At 45.1% G+C, this 25,040-nt stretch carries 12 protein-coding genes and 1 pseudogene; all 13 read left to right on the forward strand.

Translation table 11 applies throughout. The features are described 5' to 3' along the window. Window positions 1-100: 100 nt before the first annotated feature. The 13 genes and pseudogenes from JGK39_RS03525 (at window position 101) to JGK39_RS03585 (ending at window position 24,901) form a co-directional block, all read left to right on the forward strand. Window positions 101-595 carry a hypothetical protein gene (locus JGK39_RS03525; protein ID WP_293249536.1) on the forward strand — a complete coding sequence of 165 codons (495 nt, stop codon included), beginning with the start codon at window positions 101-103 and terminating at the stop codon, window positions 593-595. A 63-nt stretch (window positions 596-658) separates the two neighbouring features. Next, window positions 659-967 carry a hypothetical protein gene (locus JGK39_RS03530; RefSeq protein WP_293249534.1) on the forward strand — a complete coding sequence of 103 codons (309 nt, stop codon included), beginning with the start codon at window positions 659-661 and terminating at the stop codon, window positions 965-967. A 449-nt stretch (window positions 968-1,416) separates the two neighbouring features. After that, entirely contained in the window at window positions 1,417-2,595 is a 1,179-nt protein-coding gene (locus JGK39_RS03535) for an IS110 family transposase (RefSeq protein ID WP_293249531.1), read from the forward strand. Between the two features lie 1,051 nt (window positions 2,596-3,646). Beyond that, window positions 3,647-8,662, forward strand: a pseudogene (locus JGK39_RS03540) (AAA family ATPase); the annotation flags it as partial. Between the two features lie 270 nt (window positions 8,663-8,932). Beyond that, complete coding sequence (locus JGK39_RS03545) at window positions 8,933-9,736, forward strand: ATP-binding protein (protein WP_293295836.1); 804 nt, start codon at window positions 8,933-8,935, stop codon at window positions 9,734-9,736. A gap of 231 nt (window positions 9,737-9,967) precedes the next feature. Next, entirely contained in the window at window positions 9,968-11,236 is a 1,269-nt protein-coding gene (locus JGK39_RS03550) for a transposase (protein WP_293295825.1), read from the forward strand. A 65-nt stretch (window positions 11,237-11,301) separates the two neighbouring features. Beyond that, window positions 11,302-13,872 carry a CBS domain-containing protein gene (locus JGK39_RS03555; protein ID WP_293249522.1) on the forward strand — a complete coding sequence of 857 codons (2,571 nt, stop codon included), beginning with the start codon at window positions 11,302-11,304 and terminating at the stop codon, window positions 13,870-13,872. 259 nt (window positions 13,873-14,131) lie between these two features. Next, window positions 14,132-14,530, forward strand: a complete 399-nt coding sequence (locus JGK39_RS03560; RefSeq protein WP_293295827.1) for a response regulator — start codon at window positions 14,132-14,134, stop codon at window positions 14,528-14,530. After that, a complete protein-coding gene (locus tag JGK39_RS03565; RefSeq protein WP_293249516.1) occupies window positions 14,527-17,685 on the forward strand; it encodes a PAS domain S-box protein in 3,159 nt (1,052 codons plus the stop codon). The genes JGK39_RS03560 and JGK39_RS03565 overlap by 4 nt, the downstream gene beginning before the upstream one ends. Window positions 17,686-18,049: 364 nt before the next feature. Beyond that, a complete protein-coding gene (locus JGK39_RS03570) occupies window positions 18,050-19,987 on the forward strand; it encodes a response regulator (RefSeq protein ID WP_293249513.1) in 1,938 nt (645 codons plus the stop codon). Continuing rightward, window positions 19,988-21,895: an ATP-binding protein gene (locus JGK39_RS03575; protein ID WP_293249510.1), complete on the forward strand. Its 1,908-nt coding sequence runs from the start codon at window positions 19,988-19,990 to the stop codon at window positions 21,893-21,895. It begins immediately after the preceding gene. Between the two features lie 484 nt (window positions 21,896-22,379). Beyond that, window positions 22,380-22,847 carry a response regulator gene (locus JGK39_RS03580; RefSeq protein ID WP_293249507.1) on the forward strand — a complete coding sequence of 156 codons (468 nt, stop codon included), beginning with the start codon at window positions 22,380-22,382 and terminating at the stop codon, window positions 22,845-22,847. 392 nt (window positions 22,848-23,239) lie between these two features. Next, the gene (locus JGK39_RS03585) at window positions 23,240-24,901 is read left to right on the forward strand and encodes a diguanylate cyclase (protein WP_293249504.1); all 1,662 of its coding nucleotides are present in this window, start codon (window positions 23,240-23,242) and stop codon (window positions 24,899-24,901) included. Window positions 24,902-25,040: the final 139 nt, after the last annotated feature.

Genomic DNA, 25,040 nt, shown 5'->3' on the forward strand with positions numbered 1-25,040 from the left:
ACAGATTTTAGCTCATAAGCTTGCACACGCGGAGCGTTCAAACCAGTCAAAGTCTTTCTCTGTAAAGGTTTTAGGCTTTTTCGGCAAGCCCTAAATAACAATGGATAGTCCAAATACTTTCACTTACCGGCATTCAGAGATGCCGCCGATAACTGATGAGATGAAATCGGAAATTGCCGAAATCGACTTCAATGTAGCGAACTTGATTTTGAAATTTCAGGGCAACTACCGCGCACTTTCCGAGCTAGCAGAAACCCTTGCTGACAGTCTAAACAGTTGCAAAATGAATTTGCACTCTATTGGCATCATTCCCGACGGCGAAGTGCCACCGAGGGCGATCGGGTTAACTGACTTACCCAGAACTGAGAAGCAAATAATTGTTTCTACCGCTATGACTTCCACAGTGGCAATCGAGATGCTAGCTGATATTTTCGATCTCGACTTTCCCGACGCTGCAACCCTAATTCGACACAAATCTCAGAATCAATTTGGAGAAATGTCTCTCGAAAAAATAGAACAGTTTCTCGAACAGTTAACCGAAGCAGCTCGGGAAAAACCGAGCGATCATATTTTCATAGCCGAAATCGAAACCTAAAATCAGAAGCGATTGAGAAAGACATCAATCGCTGCCAGTGCAAACTTAGATACCCACAATATCATGAAAACAAATAGCAGGCGCAACAGCTCAGTCCAACAGCTAATACTCGACTGCAAAACATACTTGGGCGACAATTTCAGCCAGTATGAACTAAGGAACTCTTTTGTCATCCTCCAAGAAGCAAAAGCTAAAGGTTTTCTTGGAGTTGATAGGCTTCCGAGTTGCTGTTTCGCAGATACCGTGAACGTAGCAAACCAGTTGTTGAGAATCTGTCAATCAGAAGAATTATTGAGCGACTCTCTCAAACATTCAAAAACGCTCTACGCTTACATAGCCCTAGTATCCCTCAACTGCATCAAATCCGCCTGACGATGGCTGTTTGCCCTGACAGTCGAAACCCCCTTAAAAAGGGGGTCGCGGAAAAGGGTTGCGCCCTCGCATTAATTTTAGTTCTTTAGTATCGAAGTGGGCTTTCACGGTATGGCTCTAACAACTCGTGGGAACGTCAAATTAATCGCACGGTTAGGAAGCCTCCACAACTTCCTAGCTTTCAAACTCCTAAGCCCCGGTGCAGAATTCGGTTTATCCCCTTGGGTGATTCATGGGTTACGTAAGAGTTTTGTCGTGGGGAGAACCTTGAAAACTTGAAGATTATCGGAATTGACATATCGTTGAATCGAGTTGATGTTGTATAGCGGTTGTCGGAAAGATGAGGTATTCACCAATTCATTAGCAATTACAAAATTACAAAATTACAAAATCCCCGAATCGCCCAATCCTCCAATCCTCCAATCCCCCAACTGAGAAGTGCTATAGTGATGGATGGCCTGCCCAAAATTGCACTTCGGGACTTTTACAAATCTGATGATTTTAAAGCCGTGCATTCTGTTTGGAAATCGGAGGAAGTTGAAAAGCTACTCAATTTCATTGCTCCTGATGAGACGAGTAACTGCGTCGCCGTGTTCGAAAGTACGGGCACCTACTCTTACTTCTGGAAGCAGCAATTTCGAGCGCGGGGAATCACCGTATTGGTTGCCGATCGGGGCATGGTAAAATCTACGCGCCGCAGTCTAGGCGGCACAGACAACAAAGATGATGCCTTTGACGCGCTGGTAATGGTTGCGCTCTATGTACGGCACTATTTAGAAATTTACGATCGCCGCTTCTGGGTGTCCGATCGCCCAACTGAAATTAAGCAGATAAAGCGGTGTCTGCTGGATCTAAAAACCACTGTAAAAAAACAAACTGCATTCATCAACACCGTCAAGAGCCGCTTGGCTTTTGAGTACCCAGCGAGAGCGAAAATCCAGAGCAAGCGGCACGGCGAACTCGAACCCGACAGTCCACCGGGCTTCTGGGCTTGGCTGGCTGGCCGGGGGGATATGATTTCGGCAAATCCGCGATCGCGGTTCGAGAATCATTACACCAAGGAAGTCAAAGCCGATCGGGCAAACGTCAGTTCGCTGACGCGCCAGTTTGCAGCGCAAATTTGCGACTTGCACTCGTCAAAGGCAGTTATCCAAAACCAACTCGTTGAGTTGCTAAAACTCGAAGATTTTGTAAAATACCATGAAGTTTTTGAGAGATTCGGATTTGGACCGATCGAGCGGGGATGGATTTTATCTAGAATTTTCCCCTTTGATTCATTCCTGTGCATGCCGAAAAAGGCGGCTCTGCGGAGGTTCCGGCAAGCTTGCGGCCTGGGCAAAGTTGAGAAATCCAGCGGCCAAATCGCAGCGGGTAAGGGTGGCGGAAAGTGGACGGGGTGCTCAAATACGCGATCGGTGCTGTGGACTTACTGCTACACCCGCATTGAACCCAATAAAAACAAGAGCTACTCCCCCTTGCAGCAAGAACTGAAACAATTTTTTCTGGAGCGTTCGCGCGACGCCAGGGGTGCGAAAAAGCGCGGGCGCAATCTGGCCGACGCGCGTAACGCAACCTGTCGCAAGCTCGCAGATTTGGTGTTTAGAGAACTCCACCAAGCGCTAAAATAGTTGAAGCGGCCACCGAGGCCGTTTTTTAATAATAAATTTCACTCATTGTGCAGAATTGTTAAGCACACTGCCAAAAAATAGGTAAATCCCAGAAACCCTGTGTTATTATAGGTATTAAGGATTTAAACAATTCTATACATTAAGTACAGGCTGTAATTGAGCCTGGCTGGCAGGTAGCTTTCAGATGCCTGTAATAGTTTCGTAGAGCCAGCCTTGTTAGTCGATCGCAGCGAAAATTTCTGGGACAGATTTTTAGTTCCTTGTGGCTAAAAATTTTCAGGAGTTAAGACTAGCGCATGAGATGTGCACGGTAGCTCAAAGTAGCTAAAGTGGATGGTTTTACGCTGTTCTAGCATCTGTAAAGCAGTAAATCATGACCGACCCTGCCCAAAAACGGGTACAACTCTCCGAAAATCGTCGTGGAGAGATCAAAATTTTAGATCGAAGAAACAGCTCCCAGATTCATCTGTGGAGTGAATCTAAAATCTAAAATCTACAATCTACAATCGACTGACCAGGGACGGCTAAATGTTCCCGTGGGCTTGATATGGAAAAGCAGCCTTCAGAACCAAGGCACGGTCTTGCGTGCTGACTTAATGTAGCAGGTCTTGAACTTGTCCCCTCCTCCTCCTCGTCCTTGACTTTTGGTTCTAATTATGATTTATCGCGATATTCCTCTAATTATTCCCATTCTGGCCGCCGGTTATGTAATGACTATTTATATAGTGCTGATGTTGGCCGAACGTAGCTCTAAAATAACTCGATTGGGCGAGTAGTTCACCGCTCGGCAGTCGAATCCGGCTTCGCGGGCAATGGACTACTGGCTCAGAATTCCGAATACTCCATAATAACCCTGCTTTGAATGCTTGTGCACAAAGGCAGGGTTATATGATTTTAGATTTTAGATTTTAGATTTTAGAATGAAGATTTGCGATCGATCTCGTGGTTTCAAGCTTACAGGCAATTCTGAGAATATTGGTGGCGGTAGCTGCGAACACATATCAGTGGCTACACTAGGATAAACGCTGCTGCTCTCTAAGATTCTGCGGTTATGCTCCACTTTCCCGGCTACAAAATTTTCAGAAAAATCTATGAAAGCGATCGATCTCTAGTTTACCGGGGCGTGCGATCGACCGACGGCCAGCGCGTCATCTTCAAAATACTCAAGCAAGAGTACCCCACTCCGGCAGCACTCGCCCGTCACAAGCAAGAATATGACATCATCCGCAGCTTAAATCACCCAGGAATCGTCAAAGCTTACAGCTTAGAACAGTACGATCGCACTTTGGCGATCGTACTAGAAGACTTCGGAGGCGAATCTCTCAAAAGGTTGATGCAGTCTAGGCTTTTTACCTTATCGGAATCTCTCAGCTTCGCCATTGAAATAGCGGAGATTTTAGGCGAGCTTCACGCTGCAAATATCATACACAAAGATATCAACCCCGCCAACATAGTTTGCAATCGCAGCACCAACCAACTCAAAATCATTGACTTTGGAATTGCTAGCGTCTGCGCGCCGGAAAAATTAACCGACGAACCGCCCGCCCCCAAAAATTCCCATGTTTTAGAAGGCACTCTCGCCTATATCTCTCCAGAACAAACTGGCAGAATGAACCGCAGCCTAGATTATCGCACCGACTATTACTCTCTCGGCGCAACTCTCTATGAAATGCTGACACGCCAACTGCCGTTTGAAACCAGTAGCGCCCTAGAATTAGTACATTGCCACATTGCCAAACAGCCCAAACCGGCCGCCGAAGTCGATCGACAAATTCCCGCAGCAGTTTCCAATATTATCGCCAAATTATTAGCTAAAAATGCAGACGATCGCTACCAAAGCGCTTGGGGCATCAAAGCAGACTTAGAAGAATGCTTCAACCAATTAAACACCCACGGTAAAATATCACAAATCTCCCTAGCAAGTCAAGATATTTCCGATAAATTTCAAATTCCGCAAAAACTGTACGGACGCGAAACACAAATTCAAACATTACTAGCAGCATTTCAGCGAGTCACCGACAATAACCCCCGCCCTCCAGGGCAAAAACGAGTAGAAATGATGTTAGTAGCAGGTGATTTCGGTACAGGAAAGTCATCGCTGGTACAAGAGATTTACCAGCCAATTATCGAAAAGCAGGGCTATTCAATCGCCGGAAAATTCGACAAATCGCAGCCAAAAATTCCTTACAGAGCCATCGTCAAAGCTTGCGAAGAACTGCTCCAACAAATTCTCGCCGAAAGCGAAGATAGATTTCAACACTGGCGCGCCTAACTCTTAGCTGCTCTCGCACCAAATGCTCAAGTAATTATTGATGTGATGCCGGAATTAGAATTAATTGTCGGCAAACAACCTGCTGTACCAGAGTTAGAAACAAATGAGGCTACCAATCGTTTTAACTTAGTATTTATCCAATTTCTGCGGGTATTTTCTTCCGAAAAACATCCCCTAGTTATTTTTCTAGACGATTTGCAGTGGGCCGACTCCGCTAGCCTCAAATTAATTCAACTAATGGTGGCGGGCCCAATGACAAGCCCAAACCCCGAAAATATTGAAATTTCCCAACCAATAACCCTTGAGAATTTATCTCTGGTACAGCCAGAATATTTATTGATTGTTGGAGCATATTGCGACAAAGATGTCAGTCCTATTCATCCTTTGATGGTGGCTGCGGCCGAATTGCGAAAACAGGGAGCAACGGTAAATCAAATTACCTTACCTCCGTTGGAAATAGCAGATATTACTAATTTGATTGCGGACACATTACGCAGCGACAAAAAATTAGTAACACCCCTAGCAGCATTGGTGAAGCGAAAAACAGGGGGCAATCCTTTCTTTGTTAGCGAATTCCTGAAAATGCTGCACTCGGAAAACTTAATAACTTTTAGTTTTCCTAGCTGTCCCCAGTTGACTTTTGATGCTACCTCATTCGCAACTTTGGTATCAAATTCTGTCAATAATTGCGCCGAATTTCAAGCAGGCTGGCAGTGGGATCTAGCTCAAATTGAGGAGATTAAAATTACTGATAATGTGGTGGAGTTGATGATTGGCAAATTGCAAAAACTGCCAGAGTCAACGCAGCAAATTTTACGCTTGGCAGCTTGCGTGGGAAGAGATTTTGACTTGCACGTGCTGTCTGCGATCTGCGAAAAATCTCCCCAATTAGTGTTTGCTGACCTCCAGGCAGCACTGGCATCTAATTTGATTTTAGCAGTTTCTGAGGTAAATGCCGAGCTGTTAATTGTGAATTTTAAGTTTTTGCACGATCGAGTACAGCAAGCCGCTTATGCTTTGATTGATGACCGGCATAAAAAAATAGTTCACTGGCAAATAGGTTGCTTTTTAGGGAAAAATACGGAGAGATATTGGCTGACCGATGATATCTTTAAAATAGTCGCTCATATTAACATTGGCATAGAAAATGGTTTAGATTTAACAGCGATTTTTACGCAGGAAGAGCGAGAGCAAATCGCTAATTTGAATTTGATTGCTGGCAAAAAAGCTAAGGCGGCTGCCGCTTATGCTGATGCGGTGATGTATTTAACTGTCAGCCGTCGGTTGCTGGCAGATTCGGGCTGGGAAAATCAGTACGAGTTAACTTTAAATATTTATATAGAATCCGTTGAGGTGGCGTATTTTAGCGGCGCATTTGAGCTGATGGAACAGTTAGCTGGGACTGTGCTGCTGCAAGGGAGAACTCTGCTGGACAAAATCAAAGTTTATGAGGTAAAAATTCAAGCTTATATCGTGCAGAGGAGACAGCCAGAAGCGATCGCGATCGCCCGAGAAGTCCTAGCACAATTTGGCGTAACTTTTCCAGAGAATCCTAGCGAGTTAAGCATTCAGCGGGAATTAGAGCAGACAGCGGCAAAATTAGCCGGAAAGAAGATCGAAGACTTAATTAATCTGCCTTTGATGACATCTCCCGAACAACTAGCAGCAAGGCGGATCGCAGCAAGCATAGTTCCTGCGGCATTTCACTGCGCTCCTCAACTATTAGCTCCGCTGGTTTTGTCACAGATTAATTCATGTATTCAGTATGGAAATTCACCGCTTTCTGCCTTTTTCTACGCAGCTTGGGGCGTAATTATGAACTACGAATTTCAAGACATTGACTCGGCAAATAAACTAGGTGAATTGGCTTTAAACTTAGCATCAATGCTCAATGCAAAAAGCCTCAAAAGTAAGATATTATATATAGTAGCAGCTTGTATCGCTCACAGCAAATATCATGTCAGGGAAACCCTGCCAATGTTCCGAGAAAGCTATCAAACTGCACTCAAAAATGGAGATTTTGAGTTTGTCGCTTATTGTGCCAAACAAAAATCTCAATATGCTTATTTGGTCGGGCAAGAACTTACAAATCTCAAACTCGAAATTGCTGAATCTAGCAACCTGCTGGCTCAACTCAAGCAATCAATCAACTTGCAGTGCAATCAAATATTTCATCAAGCGGTGCTTAACTTGCTGGGTGAAGCAGAGAATCCCTGCAATTTATCGGGGACAGCTTGCGAAGAAGAGTATCTGCTGCTGTTGCTGGCGACAGCGAACGATCGCACGGGAATACATTACTTTTATTTGCACAAGCTCATACTGTGTTATTTATTCGGGGATTTGTGCCAAGCACTGGAAAATGCAGGTAAATTTAGACAAGGTTTAACGGGAGGAACTGGTTTTTTAACTGTGCCGGTGTTCCATTTTTATGATTCTTTGGCTGCACTAGCTGCCTATTCGGAGGCGGATGTATTGGAGCGAGAGATTCTGCTCGAAAGAGTAGGAGAAAACCAAAAGAAAATGCATAAATGGGCCGCACACGCCCCCATGAATCACTTGCACAAATTTCATCTGGTTGAGGCTGAGAAATATCGGGTTTTGGGCGATAATTTTCAGGCAATGGAAGAGTACGATCGCGCGATTGGTTTAGCGAAGCAAAACGAATATCTTAACGAAGAAGCTCTCGCTAACGAACTTGCAGCTAAGTTCTATATCGGTTGGGGAAAAGATAAGATTGCGCGAGTTTATTTGGCTGACGCTCACTACTGTTACACTCACTGGGGAGCTCGAGCTAAAGTGGAGGATTTGGAAAAAAAATATCCGCAACTTTTGATCGGAATTCCCGCAGCAACTAGCATGACGAGGGACTGCGCTACAATTACTAATATTTCCAACAGCCGCGATTCGGGCCAAACTTTTGATTTGGCGGCAGTGATGAAAGCTTCTGGTGCGATCGCTAGCGAGATTGTGCTGGACAAGTTACTGGCGAAGTTGATGAGAATTATGCTGCAAAATGCGGGGGCCCAAAAGGGTTTTTTGATTTTGGAAAACCGAGGTGAGTTGCTGGTGGAAGCTGCGGGGAAAGTAGATGGCGATCGCGTCGATGTTTTGCAGTCAATTCCCGCCGAAAAATGCTTGCCAGTTTCCATTATTAATTATGTCGCCCGTACCAAAGAAAGTGTTGTAGAAGATTGCGCCTATCGCAAAGGCAATTTCACGCGCGATCCGTATATTATAAAACATCATTCTCAATCTATATTGTGTGCACCATTGCTGAATCAAGGTCAATTAATTGGGATTGTTTATTTAGAGAACAATCTCACTACGAGTGCTTTTACTGATGATAGGGTAGAGGTTTTGCAACTGTTATCGACGCAGGCTGCTGTTTCGATTGCTAATGCGAAACTTTACGCAGAAGTGCGGGAAAGTCAAAGCAAGTTGACGCAGTTTTTAGAAGCTTTACCTGTGGGAATAACTGTCCATAATCCCCAGGGTGAGGTATCCTACATCAATGAAACTGGACAGCGGTTGCTGGGTCAATTTTTGGCGCCGTCAGCTACAGGTGAAGAGTTGGTCTCAGCTTCTCAAATTTATATATCAGGAAGGGAAAGCCCCTGTTCTGAGCAACAACTGCCGGCTTGGCGAGCTCTCTATGGTGAAAGTGCGATCGCCGATAATTTAGAAGTCCGCAGAGATGGGAAGATTGTGCCTTTGGAAATGCACTCGCAACCGATTTTTGACAACAAAAAAAATATTGTCTATGCGATTACTGCTTTCAGCGATATCACCGATCGCAAACAAGCTGACAAACTGGTAGCAGAGTACAACAGAACCTTGGAAATGCAAGTAGCCGATCGCACCAGCGAACTCTCGGAAGCCCTGCAAAACCTGCAAGCAACGCAGCGAGAGCTCATTCAATCCGAAAAAATGGCAGCATTGGGACAGCTTGTTGCCGGTGTCGCTCACGAAATCAATACTCCCCTGGGTGCGATCCGATCGTCTGTCGAGAATTTAGCCGATTTTTTCAATCAAAATCTGGCGGAAATCGCTGATTTTTTCCACAAAATGTCCCCAGAAGGTTACTCGGATTTATTGACGCTGCTACCCAAATACCAGTCGCGGGCGATCGGCTTTTCCAACCGAGAAAAACGTCAGTTTAAAAGAGCTTTGGTTCAGCAGCTATCAAACAATTCTGTGGCAAATTCTGAAACAGTAGCCGACACTTTAGTTGATATCGGCATTTACGACAATATCGAATCAATTTTGCCTTTGTTGCAAGACCCCACTAGCTCGCATATTTTACAGCAAGCCTATCAATTTACTGCTTTGCAAAGAAGTACGAATACTATTATCACAGCTACAGATAGAGCTGCAAAAGTAGTTTTTGCTTTAAAAGCATATTCTAGATCTAACTCTACGGGAGAAAAGGTAAATGCTAATATTACTGAGGGTATTGAAACTATTTTGACTCTTTATTACAACCAACTCAAACAGGGAGTAGAAGTTGTCAGGAATTATCAAGATGGACTGCCTGAATTGCTGTGCTATCCAGACGAACTAAATCAAGTTTGGACAAATCTGATTCACAATGCTTTACAAGCAATGAACAATTGCGGAGTTTTAACAGTAGATGTGAGAGTAGAAAATCAGATTTTGTTGGTGGGCGTTACGGATAGCGGCAAGGGAATTCCCCCGGAGATTTTGCCGCGCATATTTGAGCCGTTCTTTACCACAAAACCCGCCGGAGAAGGTAGCGGCTTGGGACTGGATATTGTTAAGAAAATTGTCGAAAAACATTCGGGTAATATAGAAGTAACATCCGCGATCGGTCAAACGAGCTTTATGGTGTCAATTCCGATCGCCGTTTAGCGCCATAGCACTAAAATTTATACTTTATACCGAGGCGCGACCAAAAATACAACTTTAGACCGATGTTAGACCTCGATGGCGGTCAGTGTGCCGCGATTGTGAAATCTCAAATCTAAAATGGTATCATAAAACTTCATTAAGTTTGTAAGCATCAATAAACAATAGTAGTATCATATAGTCAAGAAAGTCTCACAAGGAAATGTTGCTCTCGTTAAAAGATGGAGGCACTGAATGCAACTAGCAGAGAGGCATATCATTAAATCTACAGAACACCGTTTCGCCCAAATTGATGAATTAGCTTTTAAATCCAAGAATCTCTACAATGCTGCTAACTACGCCATTCGTCAGAGTTTTGTTTATGGATGGAGTTACATCAATTACAACGAAATGAATCGTTTGATGAAGTCTCATCAAGCATACAAGGCATTGCCTGCCAAAGTCAGTCAGCAAATCTTGATGATATTGGACAAGAATTGGAAATCATTTTTTGAAGCGGTTAAAGCTTACAAAACTGATCCATCTAAATTTACTGGTCGCCCAAAACTGCCGAAGTACAAAGATAAGGTCAAAGGGCGAAACATTCTCGTGTACACGATTCAAGCAATTAGCAGCACGCAGTTGAAGAAAGGAATCATCAAGCTTTCGGGTACGGAAATTTTAATCAAAACCAAAGTAAATCCCGATCGTATTTGCCAAGTTAGGTTGGTTCCCAAATGCGATTCGTATGTAATTGAGGTCATTTACAATGAACAAGAGTCCACCGCCAGCGACGATAATTTTGTGGCTAGCATTGATTTAGGACTAGATAACTTGGTGGCGTTAACTTCAAATCAGCCGGGTTTTACCCCGCTCCTGATTAACGGGCGACCACTGAAATCTATCAATCAGTTTTATAACAAACGCTCTTCACAATTACAATCTAAATTAAAAAGAGGTCGAAAAACTTCGCCTCGCATTCAGCGCTTAACTCGCTGTCGGAATCAGAAAGTTGACAATTACTTACATCATGCTAGCCGTCTAATTATTAACCTTTTGCTCACCAAGCAGATTGGGACGCTAGTAATTGGCAAGAACGCGCAGTGGAAAACAGAAATTGATCTCGGTTCGCAAACCAATCAAAACTTTGTTAGTATTCCTCACTCTCGATTAATTGAAATGTTGGAGTACAAAGCTCGGTTGGCGGGAATCAATGTAATTGTGCAGGAAGAATCCTACACATCCCGCTCCAGTTTTTTAGGTTTAGACCCCATTCCTGTTTATGGAAAAACTGAAAAAGAGCCTGTGTTTACAGGGGGGCGGATTAAGCGGGGTTTGTACAAAACATCGGTTGGTCAGCTAATTAATTCCGATGTGAATGCAGCGTACAATATCCTCAGAAAAGCAATCCCAAATGCGTTCAGCAATGGGATAGGGAGCTGCGTACTTGGGCCGAGGCGGGTTAATCCGCTCAAAGTAAAACGGAAAGGGGAGGGGCTGACGCCTCCCATGTCATTGCAATAAATGACTATAGTTTTACCAGCTATTAATTGCGGGTTCCGCCTGCATCTATCCCCCTTGATTTGCCCATGTCAATAACAGTTTCTGATAGCCAAAGCTTCTTAGAACAGGCGATCGCCAAACCGCCGGTACTCCCTCCAGATACACCCTTGAAAGTCGCGATCGCTGCGATGACTGAGGCGAGGGCTAGTTGCATTTTAATCGCGTTCGATCGGCAACTGATCGGAATTTTTACAGAGCGCGATGTTGTGAAAATAACTGCGAGCGAAATACCGCTAGCAGGGATGGCAATTGCTGAGGTAATGACCCAAAACCCGATCGCCATTTCTCTGGATAATGCGGGGAATATCTTCAAAATATTGAGTATATTGCGATCGGCAAAAATCCGTCACTTACCCGTCACAGACAACAGCGGAAACTTGCTCGGCGCCATCACCGGAGAAAGCATCCGTCAAATCCTGAAACCGGGCGACTTGCTGCAAATGCGGCGCGCCGAAGAAATTATGACCGCAGAAGTAATAGTTGCCTCAACTAACACCTCAGTTTTAGAAGTCGCAAAACAGATGGCAACTCAGCGCAAAAGCTGCATAGTCATTTGCAATGAGTGCGACAACAACAATCAGAAACCTGTGGGCATAATTACAGAACGGGACATTGTTAAATTCCAAGCTGCCGGACTCGATTTCGCTGGCACTCGCGCCGCCGCCGCGATGAGTTTTCCCCTGATGCCTTTGCAGGCAAAAGCTACATTGTGGGAGGCTCACCAATTCATGCAGGAACACCGCATCCGGCGCTTGGTGGTCGTAGACGAGGGAGGATATTTAGCCGGAATTGTCACCCAAAGTACCCTGCTGCACGCCTTAGATCCGGTAGAAATGCACGCGAATGTCGAGCTTTTGCAGGAAACAGTTGCCGAAAATCTCCTGGAGTTAAAAAAAGTGAACGAACAATTGCAAAAAGAAGCGCTTCGGAGAACCGAAATAGAGGAACAGTTGCGGTTATTAAATGAAAATTTAGAAGAGCAAATTAAGCTGCGTACTTTAGAATTAATTAACACAAACAGTCAGTTAAAGAAGGAAATACAAGACCGCGCCACCGCTGAAGCTGAAGTTCGCCGCCTCAACACCGAACTCGAACAGCGAGTTCTAGAGCGCACGGTTCAACTAGCAGCCAGCAACCAAGAATTGCAGCAAGAAATTAGCGATCGCCAATTGCTAGAAGAAAAATTGCACTTTTCTGAAAGCAAAGTCCGTGCAGTTTTTGAAGCAATGACAGACATCGTTATGGTGCTAGACAGTCAGGGCAATATAGAGGTTTTGCCAACCAATACAGCAGCGGTTTATGAGCCGGATTGCGATTTAGTCAGCTTGACGGTAGAACATTTTTTTGACGACGACAACCCCGATGATTGGTGGATGCTAGTTCTGCAAGTGTTAGAGACGCAACAAACGGTCAATTTCGACTACAGCTTAACAGTTGGCGACCGCGAAATTTGGTTTTATGCCTGCATTTCTTTGTTCTCAAAAGATGCTGTGATTTGGGTAGCCCGCAACATCAGCGCCCGCAAACTAGCAGAGTCAGCGCTGTCCCAAAAAAATGCAGAATTAGCTCATACCCTGGAAGAACTAAAGCGCACTCAACAAGAGCTGATTCAATCAGAAAAAATGGCAGCCCTCGGACAGTTAATTGCCGGAGTTGCCCACGAAATCAATTCTCCTTTAGGGGCGATTCGCTCCTCGGTGCAGAACATCGCCGACTTCTGGGCCGAACAATTGCAGCAGTTGCCGATATTTTTCCAGCAACTCTCCCCGGAACGGCAGCACGATTTCTTTGCCCTGCTGTACAACTCAAGTACGGAAACAGACAACTTATCTAGTAAAGAAAAACGTCAGTTGAAAAAACTTTTGCAGCGGCAATTAGAATCAGAAAAAATTGACGACGCTGACAGCCTTGCTTGTACCTTGTTAGATATTGGTATTTCCAGTAATAATCTCGAATCTTTTTTACCTTTGTTGAAAGACAGCACAAGTCCAAATATTTTAAAAATCGCCTACGAATTTGCTACGGTACAAAAAAGCACTAAAAATATTGTTACTGCGACAGATAGGGCAGCCAAAATCGTTTTTGCATTGAAAAGCTACTCTCGTTACGACCAGTCTGGTTCCAAGGCGATCGCCAATATTACCGACGGAATTGATACTGTTTTAACGCTTTACCACTACCAAATCAAACACGGTGTGGAAGTCGTCAGAAATTATGGTAATGATTTGCCCTCTGTGCTATGCTATCCTGATGAACTCAATCAAGTTTGGACAAATTTGCTTCATAATGCTTTACAAGCGATGGGCAACAAAGGAGTGTTAAAAATTGATGTCAAACACGAAGATAACGCAATATCAGTCTGTATTACCGACAGCGGCCCCGGCATTCCTCCAGAGATTATGCCCAGAATTTTTGAGCCATTTTTCACTACTAAACCTCCTGGAGAAGGCAGCGGTTTGGGATTGGATATCGTTCATAAAATCATTAAAAAACACCAAGGTAAACTGCAAGTAGAAAGCGTGCCAGGTCAAACCCAATTTACTGTATTCTTGCCCCTAGAACAGGATTTACGCATCGATCCCCCCAACCCCCCTTAAAAAGGGGGGCTTTCAGGTTCCCCCCTTAAAAAAGGGGGGCTTTCAGGTTCCCCCCTTAAAAAAGGGGGCTTTCAGGTTCCCCCCTTAAAAAAGGGGGTTAAAAAAGGGGGCTTTCAGGTTCCCCCCTTTTTAAGGGGGGTTAGGGGGGATCGGCATTTGAGCCATGGAGTGCGTCCAGGACTATCGAAATCACTGAGGGCAATTAAAAACCTGGGGCGAGACGCCCCCCAATTTTAACATCCAAAAAAAGTAAAATTTTATGCCGAAACCCGTGATTTTGTGCGTTGACGATGAAGTCGTTATCTTAAACAGTTTGAAAATCCAACTCAAAAAAGAATTTGGTGATGCTTACCTCTATGAAGTAGCAGAAAATGCCGATGAAGCTCTCGAAATTATCGAGGAAATTCAAGAAGAAGATGAAAGCGATATTTTGGTCATAGTATCTGACTGGTTAATGCCGGGTATTAAAGGAGATGAATTTTTGATCCGGGTTCACCAAAAATATCCCAATATTGTGAAAGTTATGCTGACCGGGCAAGCTGACGAAATAGCAATAGAACGGGTAAAAAAGCAGGCAAACTTGCACCGCTGTTTGTACAAGCCGTGGGACGGCCAAGAATTAGTAGAAACTATAAAATCTGGTTTGCAAAAAATATGAACAATAAACCTGTGATTATTTGCGTGGATGACGAACCGATCATTCTTGAAAGTTTGAAGATTGAGTTAAAAAAAGCCCTGGGAGAAGAACATTTATTAGAAACTGCGGAAGGCGGCGAAGAGGCTTTAGAGTTGATAGATGAATTGTTGGAAGAGGGTTGCGAAATCGTGGCTGTGATTTCCGACTACCTGATGCCGAATATCAAAGGGGACGAATTGCTGAAGCAGATTCACATAATTTCCCCAAAAACTATCAAAATCATGCTGACGGGGCAAGCAGACCTCGAAGCTGTGGCGAATACTATTAAATATGCTAAATTGTACCGCTACATATCTAAGCCTTGGCAGTCAGAAGATTTGAAGTTGACCTTAAAAGAAGCGGTCAACAGCTATTTTATGGAGAAGCAATTAGGGGAACAAAATGCTCAACTCCAAAAGCTGAATCAAGAATTGGAAACTTTAGTTGAGGAGCGGACTGCACAATTGCGCTTGTCTGAGGAAAAGTTTGCTAAAGCTTTTCGTTCTTCTCCCAACCCGATTACTATTACTAGACTTAAAGACGGTCGTTATTTAGAAGTGAATGAGGCTTTTTGTCAGACAATTGGTTATTCGGCAGCAGAAATTATCGATCGCACGGCGCTGGATTTCAATCTTTGGGAAAGCAAACCAGCCCGCGCCAAGTTGTTTGCAATGTTAGACGAACAAAAAATTGTTCGCAACTACGAATTTGATTGGCGCACTAAAACTTGGGAACTCCGAACCGGGCTGGTGTCTGCTGAGATCATTGACATTCACGGCGAAACCTGCGTGATTTCTGTGATTCAAGATATTAGCGATCGCAAATTGGCTGAAGAAAAACTCCGGGCTGTAGCTGCATCTTTAGCAGCAGCGCAGAGAATCGCCCGCATCGGCAATTGGGAATGCGATTTTTCGGCCAATACAACTACTTGGTCGGAAGAATTATCTCATATTTTCGGTCTCGATGCAACCGAGGCTGCGCCAACACTAAGTGAGTTTGTGCAATACGTGCATCCGGACGATCGCGAAAAATGGCAAACTGCGATCGACGCTACTATTGCTAGCGGGCAATCCTACAGTTTGGAATATCGCATCCTCCGCCCGGAATCGACAATTGCTGCGGATAATTGCCCGTCACAGACAAGTGAAGGTGGCTTCATCCGCTACATCGAATCCAGAGGAGAAGTAGTTGTCAACCAACAAGGGCAAGTGACTAAACTCTTCACAACTTTGATGGATATTACTCCCCGCAAGCTGGCGGAAATAGCATTAGCAGAAAGTGAAGAAAAATACCGTCATTTAGTTGAAACTTCTCAAGATATTATCTGGTCTTGCGATGCCCAAGGACACCTGACTTTTGTCAACCAAGCTGTCAAACAAATCTACGGTTACGATCCGGAAGAAATGCTCGGCTATTCTTTTAGCGATTTCTTAGCGCCAGCACAAATAGACCGGAATCGAGAACTTCAGCAGCACTTGCTGACGGGAGATGCTGTTTTTCAGTACGAAAGTATAGTATTAGGGAAAGACGGCAGGCTGATAGATGTCAATACAAAGGCGATCGCGCGATTGGATGCAGCAGGAAATATCACCGGCACCACAGGCACAGCCAGCGATATTACTGAGCGCAAACAAGCAGAAATAGCGCTGCAAAAAGCCAAAGAAGAAGCCGACAGAGCCAACAGGGCGAAAAGTGAATTTCTCTCGAATATGAGCCACGAATTGCGAACTCCCCTCAACGCGATTCTGGGTTTCACTCAACTGCTGGCCAGATCTGCAGCCCTCGGTGCTGACCAACAGCAATATTTAGGAATTATTAGCCGCAGCGGGGAACATTTGCTCGATCTGATCAACAATATTCTGCAAATGTCCAAAATAGAAGTCGGGCTGGTGACACTCAATAACAGCACTTTCGACTTGCATACAATGCTAAAGAATACTGAAGAGATGCTGAAGCTGCAAGCAGAAAAAAAAGGGTTGCAGTTAATTTGTGATACCACGCTCAACCTCCCTCAATATGTAGAAACCGATGAAAGCAAGTTGCGCCAAGTATTGATTAATGTGGTGGGAAATGCGATTAAGTTTACGGCGGAAGGTGGTGTTAATTTGAGAATCAAACATGAGCTGTTGTCAAACAGAAATAACGGAGAGATTCCGCCGATCGCAAATTGCAGCTTGCTCTTTGAAGTGGAAGACACGGGGGCGGGAATTTCTGCCCAAGAAATGGACAATTTGTTTAAGCCTTTTGCTCAGACAGAAAGCGGGAGAAAAGCTCATGAAGGAACTGGTTTAGGCTTGCCGATTAGCAAACAGTTCGTTGAGTTAATGGGAGGAGAAATGACGGTGACAAGCAGCGTCGGTAAGGGCAGCATTTTTAGATTTGATGTTAAAGTTTCGCTCCCTAATGCAGTGGAAATTCAGGTGGCTCAAACAACTCGCCGCGTTGTGGGTTTGGAACCGGGACAGCCGCAATACCGCATTTTAGCTGTGGACGATCGCGAAGAAAGCCGTTTGTTGCTGGTGAGAATGCTGTCATCTCTCGGTTTTACTGTGCGGCAGGCTGAAAATGGCGTTGAAGCTTTGTCCGTGTGGTCGAGTTGGGAACCTCATTTGATTTGGATGGATATGCGGATGCCGGTGATGGATGGCTACGAAGCTACTAAACAGATTAAAGCGCATTTGAAGGGTCAAGCAACGGTGATTATTGCTCTGACGGCGAGTGCTTTTGATGAGGAGCGATCGGTGATTTTGTCTGCTGGGTGCGATGATTTTGTGGCGAAGCCTTTTCGGGAACAAGTCATTCTGGAAAAGATGGCTAAGTATCTGGGTGTCCGCTATGTTTACGATCGAGAAGCTTCGCCGAGTTCTGATGCTGTGGCTGGTGGTGATGTTTCGGCGCCGACTGTGACGGCCTCTTTGCCTGTTGCGCTGAATGCTTCATTTTTTGAAACTATGCCGCCCCAATGGGTTGATGAGTTGTACGATGCGGCGGATTCGGTTGATAATGAGGAGATTTTTCGGCTGCTGTTGTCGGTGCCTCCTGTTGATGCTCCTTACCGCAGCGCGATCGCGGATTTGGCGAATAACTTCCGGTGCGATCGAATTATTGATTTGATTGAGGAATTTAGAAATGTGTGAAGAAGAAGGAAGAAGGAAGAAGGAAGAAGGAAGAAGGAAGAGGGGAGAGGGGCGGGTTGGGGATTGTTGATGGTTGAGGTCGATCGACTATTTCAGTCTTGGACGTAGAACCGGTATTATGTAGGGTGCGCAATGCGCACCTTACCTATGTAGGGTGCGCAATGCGCACCTTACCGCTCAAATCTGCGCGTCAAACCACTTTTTGATCTTAGTCCTATCCGCTTACAAAAACCCGGTTTATTGGGTTTGTGTGCGTAAGTTCTGTAAATATACAAGTAGTTGATTCAGGAGCGAGTGCTATAATAACCAGTTAATCGGTTTTCATAATTTCAGCAATTATCAATTTAACAAAAAATAGCCATCAATGACCACCAATCAAACAGAAGAGAATAAAGGCAACATATTAATTGTTGATGACACTCCCGAAAATTTGCAAGTTTTATCAGCAACGCTGTCGGATCGCGGCTACAAAGTCCGGGGCGTAATTAACGGCAAAATGGCAATCAGAGCCGCGCGCTCGGGTTCTCCCGATTTGATTTTGCTCGACATCAAAATGCCGGAAATGGACGGCTACGAAGTCTGCACGCAGCTCAAGGTCGATCCGAAAACATCAGAAATTCCCGTTATTTTTATTAGCGCTTTAGATGAAGTATTGGACAAAGTAACCGCCTTTAAAGTAGGAGGAGTAGACTTTATCACAAAACCGTTTCATGTAGCAGAAGTTTTAGCCAGACTCGAACATCAACTGACTATCCAAAGACTGAAAAAACAATTGATCGATCGCAATACCGAACTGCAACAAGAAATCATAGAACGCAAAAAAGCCGAAGAAGCCGCAGCCGCTGCATCGCTCGCAAAAAGTCAATTCGTTGCCAACATGAGCCACGAATTGCGGACTCCCCTGAACGCCATCCTGGGTTTTACCCAAGTCATGAGCCGCGACTCTTCCCTGGGCCACGAAAATATTGAAAATCTCCGAATTATCAACCGCAGCGGTCAACATTTGCTGGAATTAATTAACGATGTTTTAGATTTGTCCAAAATAGAAGCCGGGATCATTGGCTTAGATGAACGCAGCTTTGACCTTTATCAAGTCCTCGACACTCTCGAAGAGATGTTTCAAATCAAAGCTGAAACCAAAAATTTGCAACTAAGATTTTCCGTGCAGCCGAATGTTCCCCAATACATCAAAACTGATGAAAAAAAGCTGCGCGTATGTTTGATTAATTTGCTGGGAAATGCCATAAAGTTTACACCAAACTGCGGCAGTATTTGGCTGCGCGCCAGCGTGCAAGCCAACCAGCAGCCCGCCCAATCGGAGATTAATCCTAATTCTCCCTCGGACGATTCCTATTTTATTTTGTTTGAAGTTGAAGACAGGGGAGTTGGCATAGCAACAGCAGAAATTGAGAAGTTATTTGAGGCTTTCGTGCAAACAGAAGCGGGCAAACAAGCGGCTGACGGTACGGGATTGGGTTTGACAATTACTAAAAAATATGTAGAGATAATGGGCGGAGATATTGAGGTAGACAGTGTTTTAGGTGAGGGAACCAGTTTTAAATTTAATATCCGCGTATTTCCCGCTACTTCGTCTGAAATAACAGTGGTGACATTGCAGCGGGCGATCGCACTAGAACCAGATCAACCGGTTTATCGGATTTTAGCAGTTGACGACAATCAAGAAAATCGGCTGCTGCTGGTGAAAATGCTGCAACCAATTGGTTTTGAAGTCCGAGAAGCCGAAAACGGCCTCCAAGCTGTTGAACTTTGGGAAAGTTGGCACCCTGATTTAATTTGGCTGGATACGCGAATGCCTGTAATGGACGGTTTTGAAGCTGTCAGACAAATTAGAGCTAAAGAGAAACAAACTGGGCGGCGAACTGTAATTATTGCTCTGACTGCTAGCACTTTTGAGGAAAGAAAAGGCGAAATTATCGCTGCAGGTTGCGACGATTTTGTGCGGAAACCTTTTCAAGAACAACTCCTCTTTGATAAGATGGCTTCTTACTTGGGAGTGCGCTATATTTATCAAGAATTGCCCGCGCTTCCTGTGGGGGCTTTACGGCGTTATTTTGTGAGCGAAAAACCAGATTCATTTTTCTCGCCGCTGCTGGCTCAGATGCCTCGAAGTTGGGTGCAGGAACTCTACGATGCAGTTAATGATGTGGATGAAGAGCTGGCGATTCAAATTGTCGATCGCATTTCGGAAACTCATCCAACTTTAGCTGAGGCTTTAAAAGATTTGCTGGCAGATTACCGACTCGACAGGATAATGGATTTAACTCAATCGATTTTACAATAAATGGATAATAGCGGAATTAAAGTATTGGTGGTTGACGACCAACCGAGCAATCTGCGGTTCTTATCCGAGCTGCTAACAGGCCAGGGGTATCAAGTTTGTCGGGCTATTTGCGGTAAACTGGCGTTGAAGGCTGCGATCGCCCATTGCCCCGATTTAATTTTGCTCGACATCAGAATGCCGGAAATGAACGGTTATGAAGTTTGTCGGAGACTGAAAGCGACACCGAAAACTGAACAAATTCCGGTGATTTTTTTAAGTGTATTAGATGAGATTAATGATAAATTACAAGCTTTTCGAGTGGGCGGCGCCGACTATATTCTCAAGCCATTTCAAGTAGAAGAAGTTTTAGCGCGCATCGACAAGCAAGTCTGCTTGCAAAAACTGCAACAGCAACTAAAAGAGCAAAACACTCAACTGCAACAGTCGCAGTCGCTGCTTGCTAGCATCTTAAATAGTTCCTTAGACGGTGTGGTGGCTTATTCTGCCCTCCGCAACAGTCAGGGAAAGATTGTAGATTTCCAGTGGCTGTTAGTCAACCCTGCTGCCAACAATATTTCGGGTAGGCCATTAAATGCGAGAGTTGGCAATCATTTGTTGGCAGAAATTCCCGAAATTCGCAATAATGGGTTATTTGATTTGTACGTTTCTGTGGTAGAAACCGGGGAAACTGTAGACCAAGAATTTTATTACGAACACGATCGAGATACAAGTGCTTGGCTGCACATTGTCGCGGTTAAATTAAACGACGGTCTGGCAGTCACATTTCGCAATATCACCGATCGCAAACGAGCAGAAATTGCCCTGCGAGAAAGCGAGGAACGTTTCCGCGCGATATTCGAGCAAGCAGCAGTCGGCATCGCTAAAACCACTCTTTTGGGTGAATTTTTGCGAGTAAATCCCGGCTTTTGCCAAATTGTCCGCTATGCAGAATCGGAATTGTTGCAGCTTGATTGGCAGGCAATTACTCACCCGGATGACATCGAAGCTGGCCTAGAATGCGTGCGGTTGCTGCTATCCGGGGAAATTCAAACTTTTTCTCGGGAAAAGCGTTTGATCTGCAAAGATCGGGAAGTGTGCTGGGCGAATGTTACTGTTTCGGTAATGCGCGATGCTGGGGGAACCGCGCAATATTTGATTTGTGCGATCGAGGATATTTCCGAGCGCAAGTTGGTACAAGAATTGCTGCAAGCGAGTTTAGAAACTCAAACCCGTTATGCTTTAGAACTGACTCGTTCTAATGCCGAACTCGAACAGTTTGCCTACGTGGCTTCTCACGATTTGCAAGCACCTTTGGGTACGATTGCGGGCTACGCTCAACTATTAGAACGGCGCTCTCACAAGCAACTTGATGCCCTGGGGAATAAATTTGCCGCCAATATTGTTAATTCTTGCGTGCGGATGCAGGCGCTGATTGATGACTTGCTGGAGTATTCGCGAGTCGGTCGGAGCCAGAAACCTTTTGAGCTGATAGATTGCAATCAGGTTTTTGAGGATGCTTGCGCTAATTTGCAGTTGGCTATTGGCAAGAATCAAGCTTCTGTAACTAGGGGCGATTTGCCCAGGGTAACAGGTGACAGTTTTCAACTGCTGCAACTGTTTCAAAATTTAATTGGCAATGCCATTAAATACCGCAGCAGCTCCGCGCCGGTGGTGCAGGTGGGCGCTGCGCGTCAGGGGGATAACTGGGTGTTTTCGGTGCAGGACAACGGTATTGGCATTGCCGAACAGTACCATTCGCGTATTTTTCAGATTTTTCAACGCTTGCACACCCAAACAGAGTATTCTGGAACAGGTATCGGTTTAGCGATTTGTCAAAGAATTGTCGATCGGCACGGCGGCCGCCTTTGGGTAGAATCAGCACCCGATAGAGGCTCGACTTTTTATTTTTCTATTCCTGTTGCACAGTGAAGTCAGCAGTCGGCATGGAGCAGTCACCAGTCATTTACTTAAACTATAAATATCTTTATCGTTTCTTTACACGCATCCTCAGAAAGTGTAGCATATTCACTGATGACATCGAGCTAAAAATCCATCAGTATAAATCTATTACCTCGATCTCTATACAAATTAAAAATCAGCGGTGCGCCCGACTTGTCAGTTTGTTTCAACTTTATCCAGAGCATCTTGCTTTGGGATGCTGTAGTTTCCTTAGTAGTTCGCCCGCAAGCATTTGTGATGTGTTTGCAGCTTGCAGGTTCTCGGACAAACTGCCAAGTGAAACAAGTATGATTCGCAAACCTATGCGAATCATGCAAAACCGCAAATTTCTGCAACACAAATTCAGTGCGGTCGGCATGATTTGCCGGATGATGGCAACAGATGCAATGCTTGCAATCCGACACTGCTCCAAGTCCCGCCGCCTCACAAAATCCGTTGGTAGTGAGACAAAGCCGTGAATTATCCAAATAAAACTTCTCCGAAGAAATTTACTCTTTTAATAGCAAACGATGACGAGGACACGCGCTTTTTGGTGGAGGAAGCACTGGGAGAAGTTCGATTAGCAATTAGAAGCGAATTTGTAGAAAATGGAGAACAAGTGTTAGACTATTTGTACCGTCGCGGTCAATATGCTGGTGGCAGCAGTTGGCAGCGACCAGACCTGATACTTTTGGATCTGAATATGCCGAGGCTTGACGGGCGAGAAGCACTAATTTCGATCAGATCTGACCCCCAGTTTCAACAAATTCCGGTGGTGATTCTCACAACGTCGCACCGCAGCGGAGATATCTTGCTTTGCTATCGGTTGGGCGCGAATTCTTTTATATCTAAACCAGTCACTTTTCAAGGATTGGTTGAAGTAATGAAGACTTTATGCCAGTATTGGTTTGAAATCGTTTCGCTCCCGCCCGCGGATCTGTAAGCTTTAATTGATGGCTAGATCGATAGTTTGAGTGTAAACTGAATTTGATAGACCGACATATTAGCCCGATCCCCCCTAACCCCCCTTCTTAAGGGGGGGACAAGAATATTCTTTTTCGTCCCCCTTCTTAAGGGGGATTTAGGGGTATCTCCGGGGAATAAATAGTGTTAATAATCGCGTATTGGGACATATTAGCCCGATCGCAAATAAGTAGGTATGTACAAATAAACTGGCTGATGGGGAGGGTGGGCGAGAGCAGCGCTCCACTGGCTGCTAGTTAAAGATCCGGGTTAAACCCGCCGCTAGAAGATATTATTGTTGTTTAGTGCCGATCGCCCATATCGCTCTCAAAACCAAAAAGTTTCCTTCAACCCGCTCCCAACGCTATAGTTGTGTTAACACGTAACCAATCTCTGAAAATTTTGTTAGTTGAGGACGATCTGGCAGATGCGACGCTGATCGAAGACCTTTTAGGGTCATTCAGCGAGTCTATGTTTCGCCTCGAAACTGTTAAGTCTCTGGAGATGGGACTCGCGTGTCTGGAAGCAGAAAAGTTTGACGCCGTACTGTTAGATTTGTCAGTGTCAGACAGCTTGGGGGGAAGTGAGGATCTCGCCGTCTTGAAAGCCCGATCGCCCACAGTGCCGGTTGTGGTGCTGACGGATATCAACGATGAAAATACGGCGCTGTCGGTATTGCGCTCGGGCGCTCAGGATTGTTTGGTAAAGGGAAGATTTCAGAGAACTCTGCTGGTGCGCGCAATCCATTACGCGATCGAACGGCAGCAAGTCGAAGAAAAATTGCGGCAGCAGGCGATCCGAGAGCGGCTGTTGGGACAAATGATCGAACATATTCGATCGTCCATAGACGCCTCCAGCATTCTCCAAAGTACCGTCGCAGAAGTGCGCCAATTTCTCAAAACAGACCGGGTTTTAATTTATCGCTGTCAGGATTGGGCGTCTCAATTTGACGGGGAAGACCAAAAAGGTGCGATCGTTGCAGGTGACGGTTTGCCAGACGGTTATATTGACAACCAAAATATTAGTGCTGCTTTGGCGGTGTCATGCTTTGTTTTGGTAGAATCCCAGTCGGTACAAGCAATAGCAGATGTCAGCACTGCCGCCTTATCTGGCAGTTGCAAAGAATTGCTGGCAGATTGTGAAATTGCAGCAGTTTTAAGCGTGCCAATTTGGCAATCTGGCGACTGGGAAACGGTAAACAAAAGACTACAATGCCCTGTTTGGGAAGCCGAAAAAAATCAAGATGCAGCCGAAAATTATATCTCGCTGCCGGCTGTTGGCAAACCGCAGGCGCAGGGAAAAAGTGCGCCGGATTTGGTAAGTGAAAATCGCAATAGTTTGTGGGGAATGCTGACAGCATACAATTGCAGCGAGGCGAGAGAATGGCAGCAGTGGGAAATAGATTTTTTACAGCACTTGGCGAATCAAGTGGCGATCGCGATCGAACAATCTCAACTTTACCGCCAGCTAGCAATAGCCAATCAAAAATTGCAGGAACTGGCAACTACTGACGGACTGACGGGCATTGCCAACCGCCGCCAGTTCGATCGCGTTTTGATGTTAGAGTGGCGCAGATTGGCAAGAGAGGAACTGCCGCTGTCTTTAATTATGTTTGACATCGACTTTTTTAAACTTTATAACGACTTTTACGGGCACCTCGGCGGCGACGATTGTTTGCGTCAAGTTGCCGGGGCGATCGCCTCTTGTGCCAAGCGGGCTGGGGATTTGGCAGCCCGCTACGGCGGCGAAGAATTTGCCGTAGTGCTGCCCAACACCAGCGCTGAAGGGGCAAACATTGTCGCCCGGAAAATTTTCGATCGCATCGCCAGCTTGCAACTGCCCCACGCGCGATCGTCAATTAACTCCTGCGTTACCCTCAGTTGCGGCATTGCCACAGCGATTCCTTCTCCCCAGCAATCTCCTGACAGCCTAATTCGCAGTGCTGACAGCGCCCTTTATCAAGCCAAAACCGAAGGCAAAAATCGTATTTGTCACGCCAGCAACAAGTCGGAATCTTCCCCGATTTTGATGTGAAGGAAGAAGGAAGAAGGAAGAAGGAAGAAGGAAGAGGGAATTGGTAATTGGGCATTGGGCATTGATACCAACTCAGGAATGAGAATTAAATAACTTACAATCTTTATTGTTCTTGTGGGATGGGCGGGGGAGCCCGTCC

This window comes from Microcoleus sp. PH2017_12_PCY_D_A (genome assembly GCF_020738565.1).
GTDB lineage: Bacteria > Cyanobacteriota > Cyanobacteriia > Cyanobacteriales > Microcoleaceae > Microcoleus.